At 70.6% G+C, this 19,954-nt stretch carries 21 protein-coding genes; 6 read left to right on the forward strand and 15 right to left on the reverse strand.

From position 1 onward, the window contains the following. The 5 genes from trkA to def form a co-directional block, all read right to left on the reverse strand. On the reverse strand, window positions 1-1,374 hold the full coding sequence (gene trkA, locus QLQ83_RS15340) for a Trk system potassium transporter TrkA (RefSeq protein WP_282736389.1): 1,374 nt from the start codon (window positions 1,372-1,374) through the stop codon (window positions 1-3). Window positions 1,375-1,494: 120 nt separating this feature from the next. Further along, entirely contained in the window at window positions 1,495-1,701 is a 207-nt protein-coding gene (locus tag QLQ83_RS15345; RefSeq protein WP_282736390.1) for a dodecin, read from the reverse strand. 34 nt (window positions 1,702-1,735) lie between these two features. Next, complete coding sequence (gene rsmB / locus QLQ83_RS15350) at window positions 1,736-3,088, reverse strand: 16S rRNA (cytosine(967)-C(5))-methyltransferase RsmB (RefSeq protein WP_282736391.1); 1,353 nt, start codon at window positions 3,086-3,088, stop codon at window positions 1,736-1,738. Next, window positions 3,085-4,074 carry a methionyl-tRNA formyltransferase gene (fmt, locus tag QLQ83_RS15355; RefSeq protein ID WP_282736392.1) on the reverse strand — a complete coding sequence of 330 codons (990 nt, stop codon included), beginning with the start codon at window positions 4,072-4,074 and terminating at the stop codon, window positions 3,085-3,087. The genes rsmB and fmt overlap by 4 nt, the downstream gene beginning before the upstream one ends. 111 nt (window positions 4,075-4,185) lie before the next feature. Beyond that, window positions 4,186-4,698, reverse strand: a complete 513-nt coding sequence (gene def / locus QLQ83_RS15360; protein ID WP_282736393.1) for a peptide deformylase — start codon at window positions 4,696-4,698, stop codon at window positions 4,186-4,188. A gap of 170 nt (window positions 4,699-4,868) precedes the next feature. On the opposite strand from def, the gene QLQ83_RS15365 reads away from it, so the two are divergent. The 5 genes from QLQ83_RS15365 to aroE are packed head-to-tail and all read left to right on the forward strand — an operon-like array spanning window position 4,869 to window position 9,486. Further along, the gene (locus tag QLQ83_RS15365; RefSeq protein WP_282736394.1) at window positions 4,869-5,978 is read left to right on the forward strand and encodes a LysM peptidoglycan-binding domain-containing protein; all 1,110 of its coding nucleotides are present in this window, start codon (window positions 4,869-4,871) and stop codon (window positions 5,976-5,978) included. Between the two features lie 14 nt (window positions 5,979-5,992). Then, a complete protein-coding gene (dprA, locus tag QLQ83_RS15370; RefSeq protein WP_282736395.1) occupies window positions 5,993-7,090 on the forward strand; it encodes a DNA-processing protein DprA in 1,098 nt (365 codons plus the stop codon). A 57-nt stretch (window positions 7,091-7,147) separates the two neighbouring features. Beyond that, entirely contained in the window at window positions 7,148-7,705 is a 558-nt protein-coding gene (locus QLQ83_RS15375) for an L-threonylcarbamoyladenylate synthase (RefSeq protein WP_282736396.1), read from the forward strand. Between the two features lie 30 nt (window positions 7,706-7,735). After that, a complete protein-coding gene (gene hemF / locus QLQ83_RS15380; RefSeq protein WP_282736397.1) occupies window positions 7,736-8,668 on the forward strand; it encodes an oxygen-dependent coproporphyrinogen oxidase in 933 nt (310 codons plus the stop codon). After that, on the forward strand, window positions 8,665-9,486 hold the full coding sequence (gene aroE / locus QLQ83_RS15385; RefSeq protein WP_282736398.1) for a shikimate dehydrogenase: 822 nt from the start codon (window positions 8,665-8,667) through the stop codon (window positions 9,484-9,486). Before hemF ends, aroE begins: the two co-directional genes overlap by 4 nt. Here aroE and QLQ83_RS15390 read toward each other — a convergent pair. Together QLQ83_RS15390 and QLQ83_RS15395 are read right to left on the reverse strand one after the other, a co-directional pair. Continuing rightward, window positions 9,473-9,733 (reverse strand): hypothetical protein, encoded by a 261-nt coding sequence (locus QLQ83_RS15390; RefSeq protein WP_282736399.1) that lies wholly within the window; start codon window positions 9,731-9,733, stop codon window positions 9,473-9,475. The two genes, aroE and QLQ83_RS15390, sit on opposite strands and share 14 nt — an antisense overlap. Window positions 9,734-9,750: 17 nt before the next feature. Continuing rightward, entirely contained in the window at window positions 9,751-10,554 is an 804-nt protein-coding gene (locus QLQ83_RS15395) for a M48 family metallopeptidase (RefSeq protein WP_282736400.1), read from the reverse strand. A 120-nt stretch (window positions 10,555-10,674) separates the two neighbouring features. Between QLQ83_RS15395 and QLQ83_RS15400 the strand changes: the two genes are divergently transcribed. Beyond that, complete coding sequence (locus QLQ83_RS15400) at window positions 10,675-11,541, forward strand: ATP-binding protein (RefSeq protein WP_282736401.1); 867 nt, start codon at window positions 10,675-10,677, stop codon at window positions 11,539-11,541. Between the two features lie 37 nt (window positions 11,542-11,578). On the opposite strand, the gene QLQ83_RS15405 is transcribed toward QLQ83_RS15400, so the two are convergent. The 8 genes from QLQ83_RS15405 to pilW form a co-directional block, all read right to left on the reverse strand. Further along, the gene (locus QLQ83_RS15405; protein ID WP_282736402.1) at window positions 11,579-12,199 is read right to left on the reverse strand and encodes a hypothetical protein; all 621 of its coding nucleotides are present in this window, start codon (window positions 12,197-12,199) and stop codon (window positions 11,579-11,581) included. A gap of 198 nt (window positions 12,200-12,397) precedes the next feature. Further along, window positions 12,398-13,801, reverse strand: coding sequence for a ribosome biogenesis GTPase Der (gene der / locus QLQ83_RS15410; RefSeq protein WP_282736403.1), 1,404 nt, complete (start codon window positions 13,799-13,801; stop codon window positions 12,398-12,400). Next, entirely contained in the window at window positions 13,798-14,946 is a 1,149-nt protein-coding gene (bamB, locus tag QLQ83_RS15415) for an outer membrane protein assembly factor BamB (RefSeq protein WP_282736404.1), read from the reverse strand. Before bamB ends, der begins: the two co-directional genes overlap by 4 nt. Beyond that, window positions 14,943-15,599, reverse strand: a complete 657-nt coding sequence (locus QLQ83_RS15420; RefSeq protein ID WP_282736405.1) for a YfgM family protein — start codon at window positions 15,597-15,599, stop codon at window positions 14,943-14,945. The genes bamB and QLQ83_RS15420 overlap by 4 nt, the downstream gene beginning before the upstream one ends. Before the next feature lie 28 nt (window positions 15,600-15,627). Continuing rightward, entirely contained in the window at window positions 15,628-16,956 is a 1,329-nt protein-coding gene (gene hisS, locus QLQ83_RS15425; RefSeq protein ID WP_282736406.1) for a histidine--tRNA ligase, read from the reverse strand. Window positions 16,957-16,996: 40 nt separating this feature from the next. Beyond that, complete coding sequence (gene ispG, locus QLQ83_RS15430) at window positions 16,997-18,112, reverse strand: flavodoxin-dependent (E)-4-hydroxy-3-methylbut-2-enyl-diphosphate synthase (protein ID WP_282736407.1); 1,116 nt, start codon at window positions 18,110-18,112, stop codon at window positions 16,997-16,999. Window positions 18,113-18,122: 10 nt separating this feature from the next. Then, complete coding sequence (locus QLQ83_RS15435) at window positions 18,123-19,142, reverse strand: RodZ domain-containing protein (protein ID WP_282736408.1); 1,020 nt, start codon at window positions 19,140-19,142, stop codon at window positions 18,123-18,125. 48 nt (window positions 19,143-19,190) lie between these two features. Then, window positions 19,191-19,919: a type IV pilus biogenesis/stability protein PilW gene (gene pilW, locus QLQ83_RS15440; RefSeq protein ID WP_282736409.1), complete on the reverse strand. Its 729-nt coding sequence runs from the start codon at window positions 19,917-19,919 to the stop codon at window positions 19,191-19,193. Window positions 19,920-19,954 lie beyond the last annotated feature (35 nt).

Raw genomic sequence — 19,954 nt, forward strand, 5'->3', positions numbered from 1 at the left:
TCAGAAGAACGTCAACCCGACCTGGAAGAGCCGCTCCACGTCGCGCAGCCGGCGCTTGTCGATCACGAACAGGATGACGTGGTCACCGGACTCCACCACCACGTCGTCATGGGCGATCAGCACCTCCTTGCCGCGTACCACGGCGCCGATGGTGGTGCCCTGGGGCAGGTCGATCTCGCCGATGGCGCGCCCCACCACCTTGGACGACTGGGTGTCGCCGTGGGCGATGGCCTCGATGGCCTCGGCCGCGCCGCGGCGCAGCGAGTGGACGTTGACGATGTCGCCGCGCCGCACGTGGGTCAGCAGGCTGCCGATGGTGGCCTGCTGGGGCGAGATGGCGATGTCGATCTCGCCGCCCTGCACCAGGTCGACATAGGCGGCGTTGTTGATCAGCGTCAGCACCTTCTTGGCGCCCATGCGCTTGGCCAGCATCGACGACATGATGTTGACCTCGTCGTCGTTGGTCAGCGCGCAGAAGATGTCGCAGTCCTCGATGTTCTCCTCCTCCAGCAGCCGCTTGGCGGTGGCGCTGCCGTGCAGCACCACGGTGCGGTCGAGGCGTTCGGAGAGCTGGGTGCAGCGCTCGAGGTTGTGCTCGATGATCTTGACCTGGTGGCTGTGCTCCAGGTGCTCGGCCAGGCGCTCGCCGATGTTGCCGCCGCCGGCGATCATCACCCGGCGGAAGTCGCGGTCGAGGCGGCGCAGCTCGCTCATCACCGCGCGGATGTCGCGCCGGGCGGCGATGAAGAACACCTCGTCGTCGGCCTCGATCACGGTGTCGCCGCGGGGAATGATCGGCCGGTTCTGGCGGTAGATGGCCGCCACCCGGGTGTCCACGCTGGGCATGTGGCGGCGCAGGAAGCCCAGCTCCTGGCCGACCAGCGGGCCGCCGTAGAAGGCCTTCACCGCCACCAGCTGCACCAGGCCGCCGGCGAACTCCAGCACCTGCAGGGCGCCGGGATGCTCGATCAGCCGGCGGATATGGTCGGTGACCACCTGCTCGGGGCTGATCAGCACGTCGATGGGCACCGCCTCGTGGGCGAACAGGCCCTTGCGGGTCAGGTAGGCGGTGGCACGCACCCGGGCGATCTTGGTCGGCGTGCGGAACAGGGTGTGGGCCACCTGGCAGGCGATCATGTTGACCTCGTCGGAGTTGGTCACTGCGATCAGCATGTCGGCGTCCTCGCAGCCGGCCTGGCGAAGCACCATGGGGTAGGAGCCGGCCCCGGAGACCGTGCGGATGTCCAGGCGGGTATGCAGCTCGCGCAGGCGCTCGCCGTCGGTGTCCACCACCGTGATGTCGTTCTCCTCCCGGGCCAGGTGCTCGGCCAGGGTGCCGCCAACCTGGCCGGCGCCGAGGATGATGATCTTCATGGTCGTTGCCGTCCGCTCCGGTCAGGCCGAGGGGTATCGCGTGCGGCGCACCTTGTGCGCCGCAACATCACGAGGCAAGCCTAAACCAGCCGCCGTGAGAAGAACAGGTCGCGCCGTGGTTCAGTCCAGGGTGAACCCGACCTTGATGGTGACCTGCCAGTGGGCGACCCGCCCGTGCTCGATGTGGCCACGCGTGTCCACGACCTCGAGCCAGCGCATGCCATGCAGGCTCTCGGACGCCTTGGTCAGCGCACTCTGGATGGCGTCCTCGATGTCCTTCTCCGAGGAGCCCGTCAGTTCGATGTGCTTGTAGGTGTGATGGCTCATGGAACCTCCCGTGTCGTGAACGGAACGCCCGCCCTCAGGCGGGATGCTTCTCCAGTCTGGCATAGAAGAAGCCGTCGTGACTGTCGGGTTCTGGCAGCAATTGCCGCCCGGCGCCCGAGGCGCGGCCCCAGGCCATGTCGGCTGGGGTGGTCGCCAGCGCCTCCGGGGTGCGGGCGAGGAAGCGCGCGATCTGCTCGGCATTCTCCTCGGGGAGCACCGAGCAGGTGGCGTAGAGCAGGGTGCCCCCGGGGCGCAGCAGTGGCCAGAGGTTGTCGAGCAGCCGCGCCTGCAGTGCGGCCAGCGCCTTGATGTCCGAGGCGCGGCGCAGCCGCTTGATGTCGGGGTGGCGGCGGATCACGCCGCTGCCGGAGCAGGGCGCATCGAGCAGGATGGCGTCGAAGGGCGTGCCGTCCCACCAGTCACGGGTGGTGGCGTCGCCCTCGGCCAGGGTCGCGGCGAGCCCCAGGCGCGCCAGGGTATCCTCGACCCGGGCCAGGCGTGCGGCATCGCTGTCGACGGCCTGCAGGTCGATGTCGAACAGTTCCAGCAGGTGGGCGGTCTTGCCGCCGGGGGCGCAGCAGGCGTCCAGCACTCGGGCACCGGGCCGCGGAGCCAGCGACGGGCCGAGCAGCACGGCGGCGAGCTGGGCCGACTCGTCCTGGACGCTGACATGGCCCTCGGCGAAGCCGGGAAGCGTCTCGACATCGCGGGGTGACTCGAGGGTCAGGCCGTCCGGGGCGTGCGCGCAGAGGCGTGCCGGGATGCCCGCCGCGGCGAGACGGTCCAGGTACATCTCGCGGTCGCCATGGCGGCGATTGATCCGCAGCGTCATGGGCCCCGGCGTGTTGTTGGCCTCGCAGATGGCGCGCCAGTCGTCGGGCCAGGCCTGGCGCAGGGCCTTGAGCCACCAGCGGGGATGCAGCAGTGCCACGGCCGGGTCGCGGTCGACCTCGGCCTGGAGCTCGGCGCTCTCGCGCTGCAGGCGGCGCAGGCAGCCGTTGAGCACCCGGGTGGCCCACTCCTTGCCCAGCAGGCGGGCGGCGCCGGCGGTCTCGCCCACTGCGGCGTGAGCCGGGATGCGCAGGTAGAGCAGCTGGTGGATGCCGAGCAGCAGCAGGGCCTGGACGTCGGCGTCGCGGGCCTTGAACGGCTTGGCCAGCAGCTTGCCGGCCAGCGCCTCGAGACGTGGCAGGGTGCGGCAGGTGCCGAAGCAGAGCGCCTTGAACAGTGACCGGTCACGGGCCACCACCTGATGGTCGTCGAGGCCGGTGAGCGAGCCCTTGCCGGTGATCACCGGGGCCAGGGCGCGGGCCGCGGCGGCACGCACGGCCAGGCCGTTGTCGCGACTGCCTTCCCGGGAGCGGGGCGCGGTGGTTTCCTGACTCATGGGGTGGCCTCCTCATCGGTGTGTCCCAGTCGGATGCCGGGCGCGAGGCGCTCGGCGCGGGCCTTGAGCAGTTCGCTTACCGCGAGGGGCTTGCCGCCGGGCAGCTGGGCGCGGGTCACCTCGAGCACCTGGTCGCCGGCCTCGCCGCAGGCGATGCGCAGGGCGTCGGCACCGTGGGCGAGCAGGGTGCCGGGTGGCATCGGGGCCTCGCCCGGCGCAGGGGAGGCGGTCCGCGCCATCAGCAGGCGCAGGCGGTCGTCCCCCAGGGCGCACCAGGCCACTGGCCAGGGATTGAAGGCGCGGATCCGGGCCGCGAGCTCGACGGCGGGGCGGCGGAAGTCGAGTTCCGCCTCGGCCTTGGAGAGCTTGGCGGCATAGGTGACCCCCCCCTCGGGCTGGGGAGTGGCGTCGAGCCCCTCGCCGGCCAGGGCATCCAGGGCCTCGACGATGGCCTGGCCGCCGAGGCTCGCCAGGCGGTCGTGGAGCTCGCCACCGGTGGTGGTGGCGGAGACCGGGGTGCGCCTGACCAGCAGCATGTCGCCGGTGTCGAGGCCCGCGTCCATCTGCATGATGGTCACGCCGCTCTCCTCGTCGCCGGCCTCGATGGTCCGCTGGATGGGGGCCGCCCCGCGCCAGCGCGGCAGCAGCGAGGCATGCACGTTGAGACAGCCGAGCCGGGGAATCTCGAGCACGGCACGGGGCAGGAGCAGGCCGTAGGCTACCACCACCATGATGTCGGCCTCATGGCCCGCCAGCTCGGCCTGAACCTCGGGCGCCTTCAGGGTCGCCGGCTGGAAGACCGGCAGGCCATGCTCCTGCGCGAGGGCCTTGACGGGGCTCGGGGTCAGCCTGCGGCCGCGGCCGGCCGGGCGGTCGGGCTGGGTATAGACGGCGACGACCTCGTGGTGGCTCGCCAGCAGCGCCGCCAGGCTCTCGGCGGCGAAGTCGGGGGTGCCGGCGAAGATGACGCGCAGGGGTCGGGACATGTTCAGGGCCTTGCCAGTGGGCGATGCCCCTCATGATAACGGAGCTGGCCGCAAACGACGAAGGCCGGCGCATCAGCGTCGGCCTTCATCTCCCGGGAGGGAGGGCAAGGGTCAGGCGGGCTGCATCTGACGGTGACGCTTCTGCATCTTCTTCATCACCCGGTCGCGCTTGAGCACGGAGAGGTAGTCGACGAACAGCACCCCCTCCAGGTGATCGTATTCGTGCTGGATGCAGTGGGCGAGCAGGCCCTCGGCCTCCATCTCGTAGGGCTGGCCGTCACGACCCAGCGCCTTGAGATGTACCTTCAGGGCGCGGGGAACCTCGGCGTAGTATTCCGGGATCGACAGGCAGCCCTCCTGCATCGGCTCGCGCTCGTCGCCGATGGGGGTGAATTCCGGGTTGATCATTACCAGCGGGCGCGACTGGTCGTCGCTGACGTCCATGACGATGACCCGGCGATGAACGTCCACCTGGGTAGCGGCCAGTCCGATGCCGCGCGCGTCGTACATGGTCTCGAGCATGTCGTCGACCAGCTGGCGCACCTCGTCGTCTACCGCCTCGACCGGCGTCGCGATGGTGCGCAGCCGCTCGTCGGGAAATTCGAGGATGGGTAATTTGGCCATGGCGTTGGAATCACCGTTATGCTGTCATTTACAAGATGACACTATTCTAGAAGTACGCGTTCGGTGGCGAAACCGTCGAACGTGCATCACATCAATAGTATCTGACTATACCACGTCGCCGTCGTTCCATGGCGTCAGGCGTGCGGCCAGCAACGCGGGGGAGAGCAGGGATGAGACAGACAGGATGCGCAGTGGGGTGGCGTCAGCGGCTGAAAGGGGGGCTCGGTACCCTGCTGGTGGGCGGGGCCCTCGGTCTCGCCACCACGCTGGTCCAGGCCCAGGGGCTCTCCTGGGAGGAGGGCCTGAGAGGCGATGCCCCGGATCGCTATACGGTGGTCAGGGGGGACACCCTCTGGGACATCTCCGGTCGCTTCCTGCAGCATCCCTGGCAGTGGCCCGAGGTGTGGCAGGTCAATCCGCAGATCGAGAACCCCCACCTGATCTATCCCGGCGACATCGTCTACCTCTATGACTGCAACGGGCGCCCCTGTCTTGGCCTCGAGCGTGGCCAGGGCATGGTGCGTCTGTCGCCGGAGGTGCGTACCACCCCGCACCGCGAGGCCATCGAGCCGATTCCCCTGGATGCCGTGCGCCACTTCCTGCGCGAGCACCGCGTCATCGACGACCCCGAGGCGCTGGACGAGCTGGCCTATGTGGTCGCCGGGGATGATGGCCGCCTGGTCAGCGGTGGCGGCGACCGCCTCTACGCCCGTGGCCGGGTCGAGGGTGGCGGCCGCTTCGGCATCTACCGCGTGGGCGAGCGCTACGTCGACAGTACCAGCGGCGAGCCGCTCGGCCTCGAGCTGGAGAGCGTCGGCCAGGCGCGCCGCCTGCGTCAGGAGGAGGACATCGCGGTGCTGGAGGTGACTTCTTCCAGCCAGGAGGTGCGCAACGACGACATCGTGCTGCCGCTCGAGGATCGCCGGCTGGTCACCGAGTTCCTGCCTCGGGCCCCTGACCGGGAGGTCGAGGGGCGCATCCTGGCGGTGCCCGGCGGCGTGCGCTTCATCGGCCGCCTGCAGGTGGTGGCGCTGGACCGCGGGCGGCGCGACGGCCTGGAGGCGGGCCATGTGCTGATGGTCGAGCAGCGCGGCGAGCTGGTCAGTGACCCGCGCACCGGGGAGGCGCTGCGCCTGCCCGGCGAGGATGCCGGCCTGGTGATGGTCTTCCGTCCCTACGAGAAGATGAGCTACGGCCTGGTGATGCAGGCCAGTCGCACCCTCTCCGTGGGCGATCGCATCCACAGCCCGCAGCGCCTGCTGGATACGGCGCTGCGCTAGGGTGGGACCCGACGGTGCAGGCGCGGGAATGGCTGGCCCTCGCCCGGCTGCCCGGCATGGGCGCCGCGCGTCTGGCCGAGCTGGTGGCGGCGCGGCCCGACTGGCCGGACGGCTGGCTGGCGGTGCTGCCGCGCGAGGCGGCCATCGCCCTGCGGCTGTGGCTTGACCACTCCGCCCGCAGCCCCCTCTCCGCCGCGCTGTCCGCCGACGAGGCGTGGCTCGGTGCCGAGCCAGGCCGGCACTTGATCCACCCCGACCATCCGGCCTGGCCGAGGCTGCTCGGCCAGATTGCCGATCCCCCGCCGGTGCTCTGGGCGCTGGGGGACCTCGAGGCCCTTGGCCCGCCGCGGCTGGCCATGGTCGGCTCGCGGCGCCCGACCCGCGAGGGGCTCACCAATGCCGCCGGCTTCGCCCGGGAACTGGCCGGGCGGGGCTGGTGCGTGGTCAGCGGCATGGCACTGGGCATCGATGCCGCCGCCCAGCAGGCGGCACTCGAGGCCGGCGGGTCGAGCGTGGGGGTGCTCGGCTGCGGGGTGGACGTCATCTACCCGCCGCGCCACCATCGCCTCCACCGCCGCCTGCAGGAGAGCGGCGGCCTGTTGCTCTCCGAGCATCCGCCGGGCACCCCGGCACGGGCCGGCTTCTTCCCGCGACGCAACCGCATCGTCACCGGCCTCTCGCTGGGCGTGCTGGTGGTGGAGGCCGCCGAGCGCAGCGGCTCGCTGGTCAGTGCCCGGCTGGCCCTCGAGCAGAACCGCGAGGTCTTCGCCCTGCCCGGCTCGATCCACAATCCCACGGCCCGGGGCTGCCTGCAGCTGATTCTCGATGGCGCCGTGCTGGTTCGCGACCTGGATGACATCCTCGCCGAGCTCAGCCAGTGGGCCGTGGCTGCCGCGCCCGCATCGACCCCGGGTCCCGAGCCGGCCGAGGCGGGGGAGGATTCGCTACTGCGCTGGCTGAGCGACACGCCCACCCCGGTGGATGCCCTGGTGGCCCTGACCGGCCGGGGCGTCGCCGAGTGCCAGCGCGGCCTGCTCGAGCTGGAGCTGGAGGGCGCCGTGACCCAGGCCGCCGGAGGCTGGGTGCGCCTGCCGACCCGGCCGGGGGCGTGATAGCATACGCCTCCCGAGGCCGGTCATCCGGCATGTCGAGCTCAGGCGAGGAGACCCATGATCGAGGCCAATGAACTGGAGCAGGCCGTGGCGGCCCTGAGGGCCGGAGGCGTGATCGCCTACCCCACCGAGGCCGTCTGGGGACTGGGGTGCGACCCCGACGACGAGCAGGCCCTGGCCCGTCTGCTGCGCCTCAAGGCGCGCGACCCGGCCAAGGGCGTGATCCTGGTGGCGGCGAACATCGAGCAGTTCGCGCCCTGGCTCGAGGGGCTGCCCGTCGCGCTGCATGCCCCCCTGTCGGCGAGCTGGCCGGGACCCGCGACATGGCTGGTGCCCGACAACGGCCGCGCCCGTGGCCTGGTGCGCGGCGACCATGACCGGGTGGCACTGCGGGTCAGTGACCATCCGCTGGTCGTGGCGCTGTGCGAGGCCTTCGGTGGCCCGGTGGTCTCGACCTCGGCGAACCGGGCCGGCGAGCCGCCGGCGATGAGCGCCGAGCAGGTCCGGGCCACCTTCGGTGATGAGCTCGATGCCGTCCTCGACGGCCCGCTGGGCGGCCTCGCGCGCCCCAGTACCATCCGCGACCTGGTCACCGGCCGGGTACTGCGTTCCTGAAGCGCTCCCTTTCCAGCCCAGGAGGCTCCGTTGGCCCACGCCCATCTCGATGACGTCAAGACCTACCTGATCGACCTCCAGGAGCGCCTCTGCGCGGGCCTGGCCGGCGAGGACGGTGGCCGCTTCCGCGAGGATGCCTGGGACCGGTCGGAAGGGGGCGGCGGTCGCTCACGGGTGATCGAGCACGGCCGGCTCTTCGAGAAGGGCGGCGTGAACTTCTCCCACGTGTTCGGCGAGCGCCTGCCGCCCTCGGCCACCGCGGCGCGGCCGGAGCTCGTCGGGCGCAGCTTCCATGCGGTGGGGGTCTCCTGGGTGCTGCACCCCGAGAACCCCCATGTGCCCACCAGCCATGGCAACGTGCGCTTCATCATCGCCGAGAAGGCGGGGGAAGCGCCCGTCTGGTGGTTCGGCGGTGGCTTCGACCTGACGCCCTACTACCCGGTGCATGAGGACGTGGTGCACTGGCACCGGGTGGCGCGCGATGCCTGCGCCCCCTTCGGCGAGGCGGTCTACCCCCGCTTCAAGGCCTGGTGCGACGACTACTTCTACCTGAAGCATCGCGACGAGACTCGCGGCGTCGGCGGGCTCTTCTTCGACGACCTCAACGAGGGTGGCTTCGCGCAGTGCTTCGCCTTCCAGCGCGCCGTGGGCGACGCCTTCCTCGATGCTTACCTGCCCATCGTGCGTCGCCGTCGCGACACGCCCTTCGGCGAGCGGGAGCGCGACTTCCAGCTCTATCGTCGCGGGCGCTACGTGGAATTCAACCTGGTGTGGGACCGCGGCACCCTGTTCGGGCTGCAGAGCGGCGGGCGCACCGAATCGATCCTGATGTCGCTGCCGCCCCTGGCGCGCTGGGAATATGACTGGCATCCCGAGCCGGGCAGCCCCGAAGCGCGGCTCTACGACGACTACCTGCGCCCCCGCGACTGGCTCGGCGAGCAGCAAGAGGAGAACGGAGCATGACCGATCGCTACTGCGTCTTCGGCCACCCGGTCGGCCACTCGAAATCGCCGGTCATTCACGCCGCCTTCGCCGACCAGGGCGGTGATGACATCGAGTACGTCGCGATCGAGGCGCCGCTGGATGACTTCGCCGGCGCCTGGCGGCGCTTCGTGGCCGAGGGCGGCCGCGGGGCCAACGTCACCGTGCCCTTCAAGGAGGCGGCCTTCCGCCTCTGCGACACCCTCAGCGAGCGCGCCCGTCGGGCCGGGGCGGTCAACACCCTGGTCCTGGGGGGCAACGGTCTGACATACGGCGATACCACCGACGGGATCGGCCTGGTGCACGACCTGAAGCGTCATGGCGTGGAACTGGCCAGGGCACGGATCCTGGTGCTGGGCGCCGGGGGGGCGGTGCGCGGCGTGCTGGAGCCGCTGCTGGCCGAGGAGCCGGCGAGCCTGCGGGTGGCCAACCGCACGGCGGCCAAGGCCGAGGCCCTCGCCGCCGACTTCCGCGACCTGGGCGAGATCGCCGGGGGTGGCTTCGACGCCGTGGCAGGCCCCTTCGACCTGGTGATCAACGGCACCAGCGCGAGCCTGGCGGGTGACCTGCCGCCGCTGCCCGACGACCTCTTCGCACCGGGGGCCACCGCCTACGACATGATGTACGGTGCCGAGCCCACGGTCTTCCTGCGCTGGGCTGCCGAACACGGCGCCCGCGGCGTGGATGGCCTCGGCATGCTGGTGGAGCAGGCGGCGGAGTCGTTCTTCCAGTGGCGTGGCAGGCGCCCCGATACTGCCCCGGTGCTGGAGAGGCTCAGGCAGGCGCTCAGCGTTTCTTGACGTAGAGCCCCACCATGCAGAGCGCCACGCCCGCCACCGAGGTGAGCATGCCGCCATTGACCAGCCAGGGGTGGCGGTCGACCCAGGGCACGAAGGGCTGGGCGGTCTCGCGGCAGACACCCGACCGGTAGTCCCAGTGCCCCTCCTGGACGAGCAGGCAATCGCGTACGTCACCCAATTCCATGAAGTAGGCGCCCATCAGCACCAGGATGGGCACTACCAGCAGCAGCAATCCGATCTTCAGCATGCGAGTCGAGCCTTTCTTCAGGGGCGCGGGCAGTTGGGCGTGCGGCCGGCGTTGCGGGCACGTTCGTAGCGGGCCATGGCGTCGCCCATGGCCGCTTCCAGGCCGCCGATGCGCTGGCCGTGGCTCGGGTGGGTGGACAGCCAGGCCGGTGGCCGGGCACCGCCCCCGGCGGCCGACATGTTGTCCCACAGGGCAATGCTGGCTCTCGGGTCGAAGCCGGCGTCGGCCATCAGGTTGAGGCCCAGGGTGTCGGCCTCGCTCTCGTGGCGCCGCGAGAAGGGCAGCAGGATGCCGTACTGGGCGCCCATGCCCAGCGCCGCCATCATCGTCTCGCCCCCGGCGCCCTGCATGCCGGAGGCGGAGGAGATCACCGACAGGCCGAGCTGGGTGGCACTCTGGGTGGACGCGCGCTCGTTGGCATGACGGGCCAGTACGTGGGCGATCTCGTGGCCGATCACCGCGGCGAGCTGGTCCTGGTTATCGGCCACCTGGAGCAGGCCGGTGTTGATGCCCACGTAGCCGCCGGGCAGGGCGAAGGCGTTGGCCTGCTCGGACTCGAAGACCTTGACCTGCCAGTTCTGGTTGCGGTCCTGCTCGGGAAGGGCGCGGACCACGGCCTCGGTCACGCACTCCACGTAGCGCAGCGGGGCGCCGCCGACCGTCGGCAGCTCCTGCTGGTACTGGGCGAAGGCCTGGGCCCCCATCTGGTCGAGCTGCTCGTCCGACATCAGGGTGAGCTGCGAGCGCCCGGTGGGCGAAGTGGTGCAGGCGGCGAGGCTGACGCTGAGGGCGCCAACGGCAAGCAAATGGGTCCAGCGCATGGAGAGCTCCTGTCGGTTCCAGATCATTGAGACTCTGGACGGGGCGTCGAGGTTCGCCACAAGATACCCCGAACGCCGGTGAGGTCAACCGCGAAACATGCATACCGGGAGGAAGCCGTCATGGACGCCGAGCTGTCGCGTCGCTTGCTCAAGCTGCTGGATCACGTCGAACACTGGCTGCCGCCACCCCCGCTGGAGGTGGACTGGGAGCGGGACGTCGCCGCCCTCTGGCAGCGCCATACCCTGGGGGGGCGGTTGCTGCCGGTCCCGCCCCGGGACGCCCTGGCGCTCGACGACCTGCTGGGCATCGAGCGCCAGAAACTGGCGCTGGTCGACAACACCCGCGCCTTCCTGCAGGGACATCCGGCCAACCACGCCCTGCTGTGGGGCTCTCGAGGCAGCGGCAAGTCGTCGCTGATCCGCGCCCTGCTCAACAGCCTGTGCGATGAGGGGCTGCGCCTGGTGCAGGTGGACCGCCATGACCTTTCGGCGCTGCCGATGCTGGTGGAGCAGCTGCGCCACCAGCGGCAGCGTTTCGTCGTCTACTGCGACGACCTCTCCTTCGAGGGCCATGACGACGCCTACAAGGCGCTCAAGAGCGTGCTGGACGGGGCCCTGACCGGACCGCCGCCCAACGTGCTGCTCTACGCCACCTCCAACCGCCGCCACCTGCTGCCGGAATCGATGAGCGACAACGAGGGCTCGCGGCTGGTGGGCGACGAACTGCATCATGGCGATGCCGTGGAGGAGAAGATCTCGCTCTCCGACCGCTTCGGCCTGTGGCTGGGCTTCCACCCCTTCAATCAGGATGTCTACCTGGAGGCCTGCTGCCACTGGGTCACCCAGCTGGGCCATCGCGAGGACTGGAACGCCGAGGCGCGGGCCGAGGCGATCCGCTTCGCCACCCTGCGCGGCGGTCGCAGCGGCCGCGGCGCCTGGCAGTTCGCCACCCAGTGGGTGGGCAAGCGCCGCCTGCAGGGAAAGTAGGAAACCTGCACCCCCGATATGGTGAAGCGTGCCTGGATTATCCCTGCGGAATCAGGCTGCCGTCCTCCCCCACGCCCAGGCGGATGGTGGGGGTGAGCAGTCCGGCGGGCAGGGTCATGCCCAGGCCGCGCAGGTCCCCCGGCGTGATGGCCAGCTCGCTGCCGGCGGGCAGCTCTCCCTGGCGGGCCAGCTGGCTGGCCAGCTCCACCATGGGGGCCAGCTGCTCGCGTCCGCCCCCCAGCACGTCGAACGCCACCGGCAGGCGCAGGTTGGTGTCGTCACCCGAGGTGAGGGTCACGTCCTGCTCGTAGTCGCCGCTGACCGGCTCCACGCCAGGCATGTCCAGGGTCCAGCGGAACCCGGCCATCTCCACGGGCGGCATGCCACCCGGCAGGCCCAGGCCCATGGCCAGGGTCGCCTGCACCGGCAGGCTGCCGGCACCCAGGCTCGACATCGCCAGGGACATGAGGTCGCTGGTGTCGAGGCGGGCGTCCACGGCGTAGGGGCCGATGCGCACCTCCTCCACCCCCAGCGAGGTCACGGCCAGGCGGAAGGCGAAGAGGCCGGTCTGGGGAATCGCCAGGCAGCCGCCGAGCAGGGCAGCCAGGCAGAGCGGGACGAGCAGGCGCCAGCGGCGCCTCAGGCGACGGGAGAGCATCGTGGAATCCTCCGGGACAGCAGCGGTGCTGCATTGCAGCGAGGGGCGTATTTCAGGCCCAGCGGCGCTCCACGTCAAGCCGTCGGGCACCCTCTCTGCCTGCGGCAGAAGCGGAACTGTCGGTGCGCGACGACAGCGCCCGGCCCGTCGTCGATGCCCGGGCCGGGCGCGGCGGGGTGAAAGGGAGGGGAGGACGGCTCAGCGGCGGCTCCTGCGGGCCTCCCGGGTGCGGCCCAGTTCACGCTTCTTGGCCTTCTCCCGGTCGCTGGCCCCGGCCAGCTGGTCGTAGGGGTTCTCCCCGGACCGGAACTCGAAGCGCATGGGGGTGCCGCGCACCTTGAGCACCTTGCGGAAGGTGTTGGTCAGGTAGCGCTTGTAGGCCTCCGGCAGCGAGCCGGTCTGGTTGCCGTGGACCACGATGATCGGCGGGTTGCTGCCGCCCTGGTGGGCCATGCGCAGCTTGATGCGTCGCCCGCGCACCAGGGGCGGCTGGTGGGCCTCCACGGCGTCCTGGAGGATGGTGGTCAGGCGGTTGGTGGACCAGTGGGCGTTGGCCGAGGCGAAGGCGCGCTCCAGCGACGGGTAGAGGTCCCCCACCCCGGTGCCGTGCAGCGCGGAGATGAAGTGCAGGTCGGCATAGTCGGCGAAGCCCAGGCGGCGCTTGATCTCGGCACGCATCGACTCCTTGGCCTCGTGCTCCAGGCCGTCCCACTTGTTGACCGCCAGCACCAGGGCGCGCCCGCTGGTCAGCACGTAGTCCAGCAGGTGGAGGTCCTGCTCCACCAGGCCGCTGCGGGCATCCAGCACCACGATGGCCACGTGGCACGCCTTGATCGCCTCCAGGGTCTTGATGATCGAGAACTTCTCGGCCACCTCGCGGACGTTCTTGCGGCGCCTGACCCCGGCGGTGTCCACCAGCACGTAGGGCTTGCCGCGTCGCTCGAAGGGGATCTCGATGGCATCGCGGGTGGTGCCCGCCTCGTCGAAGACCACCACCCGCTCCTCGCCGAGCAGGCGGTTGACCAGGGTCGACTTGCCGACGTTGGGGCGGCCGATCACGCCGATGCGGATGCCCTTGGTGCCGGTGTCCGCGGGGATGCTCTCGTCGCGCGCGGGGAAGGGCTCGAGCACCTCCTCGATCAGCGCGGTGACGTTGCGGCCATGGGCCGCGGCGATGGGGTGCGGGTCGCCGAGCCCCAGCTGCCAGAAGTCGGCCATGGCGCTGTGCTCTTCCAGGCCGTCGACCTTGTTGACCACCAGCCAGGTCTTCTTCTGGTTGACCCGCAGGTGGTTGGCGATGGCCTCGTCGGCGACGTTGAGGCCGGCGCGGGCGTCGACCAGGAAGAGCACGATGTCGGCCTCGTCGATGGCCACCAGCGACTGCTCGGCCATGGCTGCGTCGATGCCCGCCTCGTCACCGCTGATGCCGCCGGTGTCGATCACCGTGTAGGCCTTGTCGCCGAGCATGCCGTTGCCGTACTTGCGGTCGCGGGTCAGCCCCGGGAAGTCCGCCACCAGGGCGTCCCGCGAGCGGGTCAGGCGGTTGAAGAGCGTCGACTTGCCGACATTGGGGCGGCCGACCAGGGCGATCACCGGCGTCATGGACGAAGCTCCAGGGCTTCCAGGGTGCCGTCGTTGGCCAGCGCATAGATGCGCCGCCGGTCGGTGAGCGGGCGCACGCCGATCCCCGAGCCGTCGACGCGGGCGCGGCCGACGATCTCGCCCTCGCGGGCATCGATCAGGTGCAGGTAGCCCTCGGCGTCGCCCACCACCAGGTGGTCGGTGGCATAGGCCGGCGCGGTGAGCGAGCGTCCCTCGAGGGCCTCGTTGCGCCAGATCTCGTTGCCGGACCCGGCATCCACGGCGATGACGTGGCTGGCCTCGTCGACCACGAACAGGAAGTCCCCCACCAGGATCGGGGTGTGGTAGCTGGAGAGCTCCTGGGCCCACTGCACCTCGCCGGAGGGGGCGTCGAGGGCGGCCAGGCGGCCGTTGTAGCTGGTCACGAAGAGCCGGCCGTCCTGGGTGAGGACCGGCTGGCCCGCCAGGTCGACCAGACGGTCGATCTCGCTGCGCCCCTCGGGGATGGCGATGCGGCGCTCCCAGAGCGGCTGGCCGCTGCGGTTGTCCAACGTTACCAGGCGACCGTTGGCGAAGCCGGCGAAGGTGACCGGGTCGATCACCGTGGGGGTGCCGGTGCCGCGCAGGGTCAGCGAGGGACGCGGGCCACTGTAGACCCAGCGTTCGTCGCCGCTCTGGCGGTCCAGGGCAGTGACGCGGCCATCGACGGCCTGGACCACCAGCAGCTGCTGGTTGGCCTGGGGCGCGGCCAGCACCTCGCTGGTCACCCGCGCACGCCACTGGACCTCGCCGTCGTCCTGGTCCAGGGAGAGCACCTCGCCGTTGCGGGTGGCCAGGAAGAGGCTGCCGGCCACGGCGGTCAGGCCGCTGGAGACCGGCGTGTCGAGCTCGACCTCCCAGCGGGTCTCGCCGCTGTCGGCATCCAGTGCCTCTACCAGGCCACGGCCATCGGCGGCGAACAGGGTGTCACCATCCTGAGCCGGTGCCACCGGGTACCCGGCGTCGCCCAGCCCCTTGCCGACGCGCTCGCGCCACAGGGTCTCCAGCTCGGTGGTGGCGTCGATGGACTGCAGCTCGCGCGGGGCGTACTCGGGCTCGGCCTTGCCGGCGCAGCCGGCCAGCAGGGCCAGGGCGGCGGTGGCGGCAATCAGCAGGGTCGGTCTCATAGGGTGGCCTCCTCGGCGCCGAGGTCGTCCAGCTTGAGCTGGACGCCGTAGAGCGGCTGGTCACGTTCGTCGGCGAGGGTCAGGGCCTCGCGCCAGGCCTCACGGGCCTGGTCGGCCCGCCCCAGGGCATGCTGGACATCGCCGCGTACCTCGGCGCGCTGGGCCGCCAGGGCCTCGGGCACGCCCTCCAGGGTGGTCAGGGCCGTCTCGGCGCTGCCCTCGGCGAGCTGCAGGCGGGCCAGGCGAAGGCGCGCCAGGCCCTCGAGGTAGTCGCGTTCGCTGCCCTCGACCACCGCTTCGAGGGCCGCACGGGCCCGCTCCCGGTCACCCGCCTCGACGGCCAGGCGGGCGTCGAGCAGTCGTGCCAGGTCGGCGTAGAGGGTCTTGCCGTGCTCGTCGGTGATCTCGCCGACCAGCTCGTCGGCACGCTGTCGGGCCTGCTCGTCCATCTCGTCCTGGCCGGTGAGGTCTAGCAGCTGCTGGTAGCGCATGGAGGCGGCCTCGGCCTTGCCCGCCTGATAGTCCTGCCAGGCGTTCCAGCCGAACACGCCGGCCGCGGCGATGACCACGCCGGCGATCAACGAGGTACCGTTCTCCTTCCACCAGCGCTTGATCGCCTCAAGCTGTTCTTCCTCGGTTCTCAGCTCCGCCACGGGCGGTCTCCTCTGATGCAGGTGTCCGTCAGGCGAAGGATTCGCCTTCCAGCAGGGATGTCAGGGTGTCGGCAAGCCCTGCCTGGGGGAGGCGCTGCTGCTCGCGCTCCTCGCGCAGGAACTTCAGGGTCACGCTGCCCTCGGCCAGCTCGTCCTCGCCGAGCAGCAAGGCCAGGCGGGCGCCGCTGCGGTCGGCCTTCTTGATGCGGCTCTTGAAACTGCCGCCTCCGCAGTGCAGCTGCAGGCGCAGCTCGGGCAGCGCCTCGCGCAGGCGCTCGCCGAGCAGCAGGGCGGCAGCGGTGGCCGCCTCGCCCATGGGCAGCAGGTAGACATCCAGCTCGTCGCGAGCGGTGTCGGGCACCAGCGCCAGGGTGTCGAGCAGCAGCACCAGCCGTTCGATGCCCATGGCGAAGCCCACCGCCGGGGTCGGCTTGCCGCCGAGCTGCTCCACCAGGCCGTCGTAGCGGCCGCCGGCACACACCGTGCCCTGGCTGCCCAGCGCCGTGGTGGTCCACTCGAAGACGGTGCGGCCGTAGTAGTCCAGGCCGCGCACCAGCCGCGGGTTGATCACGTAGTCGATGCCGGCGGCGTCGAGCAGCGCGCAGAGCTGCTCGAAGTGCGCGCGGGAGGCGTCGTCCAGGTGGTCCATCAGCCTCGGCGCGGCGTCGAGCATCTCGGCCATGTCGGGGTTCTTGGAGTCGAGGATGCGCATCGGGTTGCTGGTCAGGCGCCGGCGAGAGTCCTCGTCGAGCAGGGCATGGTGCTGCTCGAAGTAGGCCACCAGGGTGTCGCGGTAGGCGGCACGGGCCTCGGAAGAGCCCAGGGAGTTGAGCTCCAGGCTGACGTGCTCGTAGAGCCCCAGGGCCTTCCACAGTCGGGCCGAGAGCAGGATCGTCTCGGCATCGATGTCCGGCCCCTCGAGGCCGAAGGCCTCCACGCCGACCTGGTGGAACTGGCGGTAGCGGCCCTTCTGGGGGCGCTCGTGGCGGAACATGGGACCCTGGTACCACAGGCGCTGGGTCTGGTTGTGCAGCAGGCCGTGCTCCATGGCGGCGCGCACGCAGCTCGCCGTGCCCTCGGGGCGCAGGGTCAGGCTGTCGCCGTTGCGGTCGTCGAAGGTATACATCTCCTTCTCGACGATGTCGGTGACCTCGCCGATGGAGCGCTTGAACAGTGCGGTCTGCTCGACGATGGGCGTGCGGATCTCGGCGTAGCCATAGCGCCGCATCAGCGCCTGGACCTGGCCCTCGACGTACTGCCAAAGCACCGATTGTTCAGGCAGCAGGTCGTTCATGCCACGGATGGCCTGGATCTTCTTCTTGCTTGATTCTTTCTGACTCGCTTGGGACGTGCTCAATGCTTGCTCCTTGTCTGCTCGCCGGACGCCATTCGAAGGGTCAGGCGTCCCGGGCGATGACATCCTGTTCGGCCTGCTGCTTTTCGCGGACCTTGTCGCGGATCAGCCGCTCCAGGTCGTCCACCAGGTGGTCGTTGCGCAGCTTGCTCGCCGGCTTGCCGTCGATGTAGACGAGGTTGGCGGGGCTGCCGCCGGTGAGGCCGATATCGCTCTCCTTCGCCTCGCCCGGGCCGTTGACCACGCAGCCGATCACCGAGACGTCCAGCGGCGTCATGACGTCCTCCAGGCGCTCCTCGAGGGCGTTCATGGTGGCGATGACGTCGAAGTTCTGGCGCGAGCAACTCGGGCAGGCGATGAAATTGATGCCCTTGCTGCGCAGGCGCAGGCTCTTGAGCATGTCGTAGCCGACCTTGATCTCCTCGACCGGGTCGGCGGCGAGTGACACCCGGATGGTGTCGCCGATGCCGTCCATCAGCAGCATGCCCAGCCCGATGGAGGACTTGACGGTGCCCGAGCGCAGCCCGCCGGCCTCGGTGATACCGAGGTGCAGCGGCTGCTCGATGCGCCCGGCCAGGTCGCGGTAGGCGGCCACGGCCATGAAGACGTCGGAGGCCTTGACGCTGACCTTGAAGTCGGGGAAGTCGAGGCGGTCGAGGTGGTCGATATGGCGCATGGCCGACTCGACCAGGGCCGCGGGCGTGGGTTCGCCGTACTTCTTCTGCAGGTCCTTCTCCAGCGAGCCGGCGTTGACGCCGATGCGGATCGGGATGCCGTTGTCGCGGGCGGCCGAGACCACGGCGCGCACGCGCTCTTCCTTGCCGATGTTGCCGGGGTTGATGCGCAGGCAGTCGACGCCGAGTTCGGCAACACGCAGGGCAATCTTGTAGTCGAAGTGGATGTCGGCGACCAGCGGGACCTCGACCTCGCGCTTGATGCGGCCGAAGGCCTCGGCGGCGTCCATGTCGGGGACCGAGACGCGCACGATGTCGGCGCCGGCGGCCTCGAGCTGGCGGATCTGGGCCACAGTGGCGGCCACGTCCAGGGTGTCGGTGTTGGTCATGCTCTGGACGGAGATGGGGGCATCGCCCCCGACCGGCACCTTGCCGACATGGATCTGGCGTGACTTGCGACGAACGATGGGGGATTGTGCGTGCATGGTGACGGAATCATTCTCCCAGGGTGAAGCGGGCGACGTTGTTGGCCCCGGCGCGCGCCGGGAGGTCCACGGGCTCGCCTTGCCAGACCAGCTCGACGCCGGTGGCGTTGCCCACGGTCAGGCGGAACGGCGGTTCGCCTTCGACGCGTGCCGTGGTGCCGGGTTCCTGGAGCCCGACGAAGACGCGCTCATTGCTGGCGTCGAAGATCTCGGTCCAGGACTGCTCGTTGAAGGTCAGCTCCAGCACCCGCGTATCGCCGGCCGGTGCCTCGGCGGGGCTCTCGGCCTCGGAGGCGGCCTCGACCTCGACGGCCGCCTCGCCGTCGCTGGCGGCGGTGTCGTCGGGGGCGGTCTCGTCCTCGACAGGCGCCGTCTCGTCGGCGGCGTCATCGTCCGCCGGCGACGGCGGCTCGGCATCGCTCGGCTCGTCCACGGCGGGGGCGTCCTCGACCAGGCCGAGGTCGCTCTCCTCCTCGGGCAGTGGCGGCAGGGACTCGTCGGTGCTCGTGTCGCCCTCGGTGCCGGTGTCGTCCTCGGTGATGGTGGTGCTGCCATCCAGGCTGTCCACCGACACCGGCCCGCTATCGCCGGGCGCGGGCGGCTGGCTGCCGCCGCGGCTCTGCCACCACATCAGCGTCAGGCCGATCAGGCCGGCGATCACCAGCACGGTGACCAGGCGGAACAGCCAGGCGCCGAGGCGCGAGGGCGGCCGGGTGACCTGTACCGGAGTGATGCGGTGCTCGGTCTCCTGGGTGCCGAAGCGTGCCTTGTAGGCCTCGAGCACGGGGCGGTCGTCGATGCCGAGCAGGTGGGCGTAGCTGCGCAGGTAGCCGCGGCGATAGGCAGCCACCGGCACTTCCTCGTAGCTGTCGCCCTCCAGCCCCTGGATCACCGCCGGGCGCAGGTTCAGGGCGGCGGCGACCTCCTCGCGGTCGAGGCCCTGGGCCTCGCGCTCGCGACGCAGCATCTCGCCCGGGGAGGCCTGGCGTGGCGCGGTCTCGGCGGCATCATCGGTGTGAATGTCGCTCATGGCTGAGCATCCTTCGTCAGTAAACGGTGGTCGTGGCCCGGCACGGGATCACTCCAGCTGGTCGGCGTAGAAGCTGGCGGTGGCCGGGTCGCCGCGATCCCGGGCAATGTCGCGGGCCAGGCGCAGGGCCTCGGCCCGCGGGCCGACCAGGCGCATGTAGGTCTCGAGCTGCTGCTCGGCGCGCTCGAGGTTGCCCTGGGCGTACTCGAGTTCGGCCGTCAGCAGGTAGCTGCGCGGGCGGCGTGGGGCGATGGCCTGGGCGCGGGCCAGGCTCTCGCGGGCCGCCGTGACGTCGCCCATCTCCAGCCGGCACTGGCCGAGGTTGGCGAAAAGCTGCGCCCGGTTGTCGTACTGGGTGTCGCGGGAAGCCTGGTCGAGCTGCTCGCAGGCCTCTTCGAGGCGGCCCCGATCATACAGGAACGCGGCGTAGTTGTTGCGTGCCCGGGTGAACGAGGGGTCGGCCTCGAGGGCGCGGCGGAAGGTCTCGTCGGCGAGCTCGGCCTCGCCCTGGCGCTGATGGACCATGGCCATGGCCTGCAGGGCCTCGGCATCACGGGGATCGATCTCCAGGGCGCGGTCCAGGGCATTCATGGCGCGCGACAGGTTGTCACGCTCGAGGTAGGCGACGCCGAGACGGGTGTAGGCATCGGCGGCCTCGTTGCCGCTGCCCCCGGGCAGGTTGGTCTGGGTGGCGCAACCGGCCAGCCACAGCGAGCCCAGCAGCATGGTGGCGGCGGGTATCTGCCTCAGGCCGGTCATGCGCTGGCGACGAGTCATGGCATCCTCTCCAGGTGGGCACGGAATCGCTGGCC

Source organism: Halomonas rhizosphaerae (assembly GCF_030010555.1).
Taxonomy (GTDB): domain Bacteria; phylum Pseudomonadota; class Gammaproteobacteria; order Pseudomonadales; family Halomonadaceae; genus Halomonas; species Halomonas rhizosphaerae.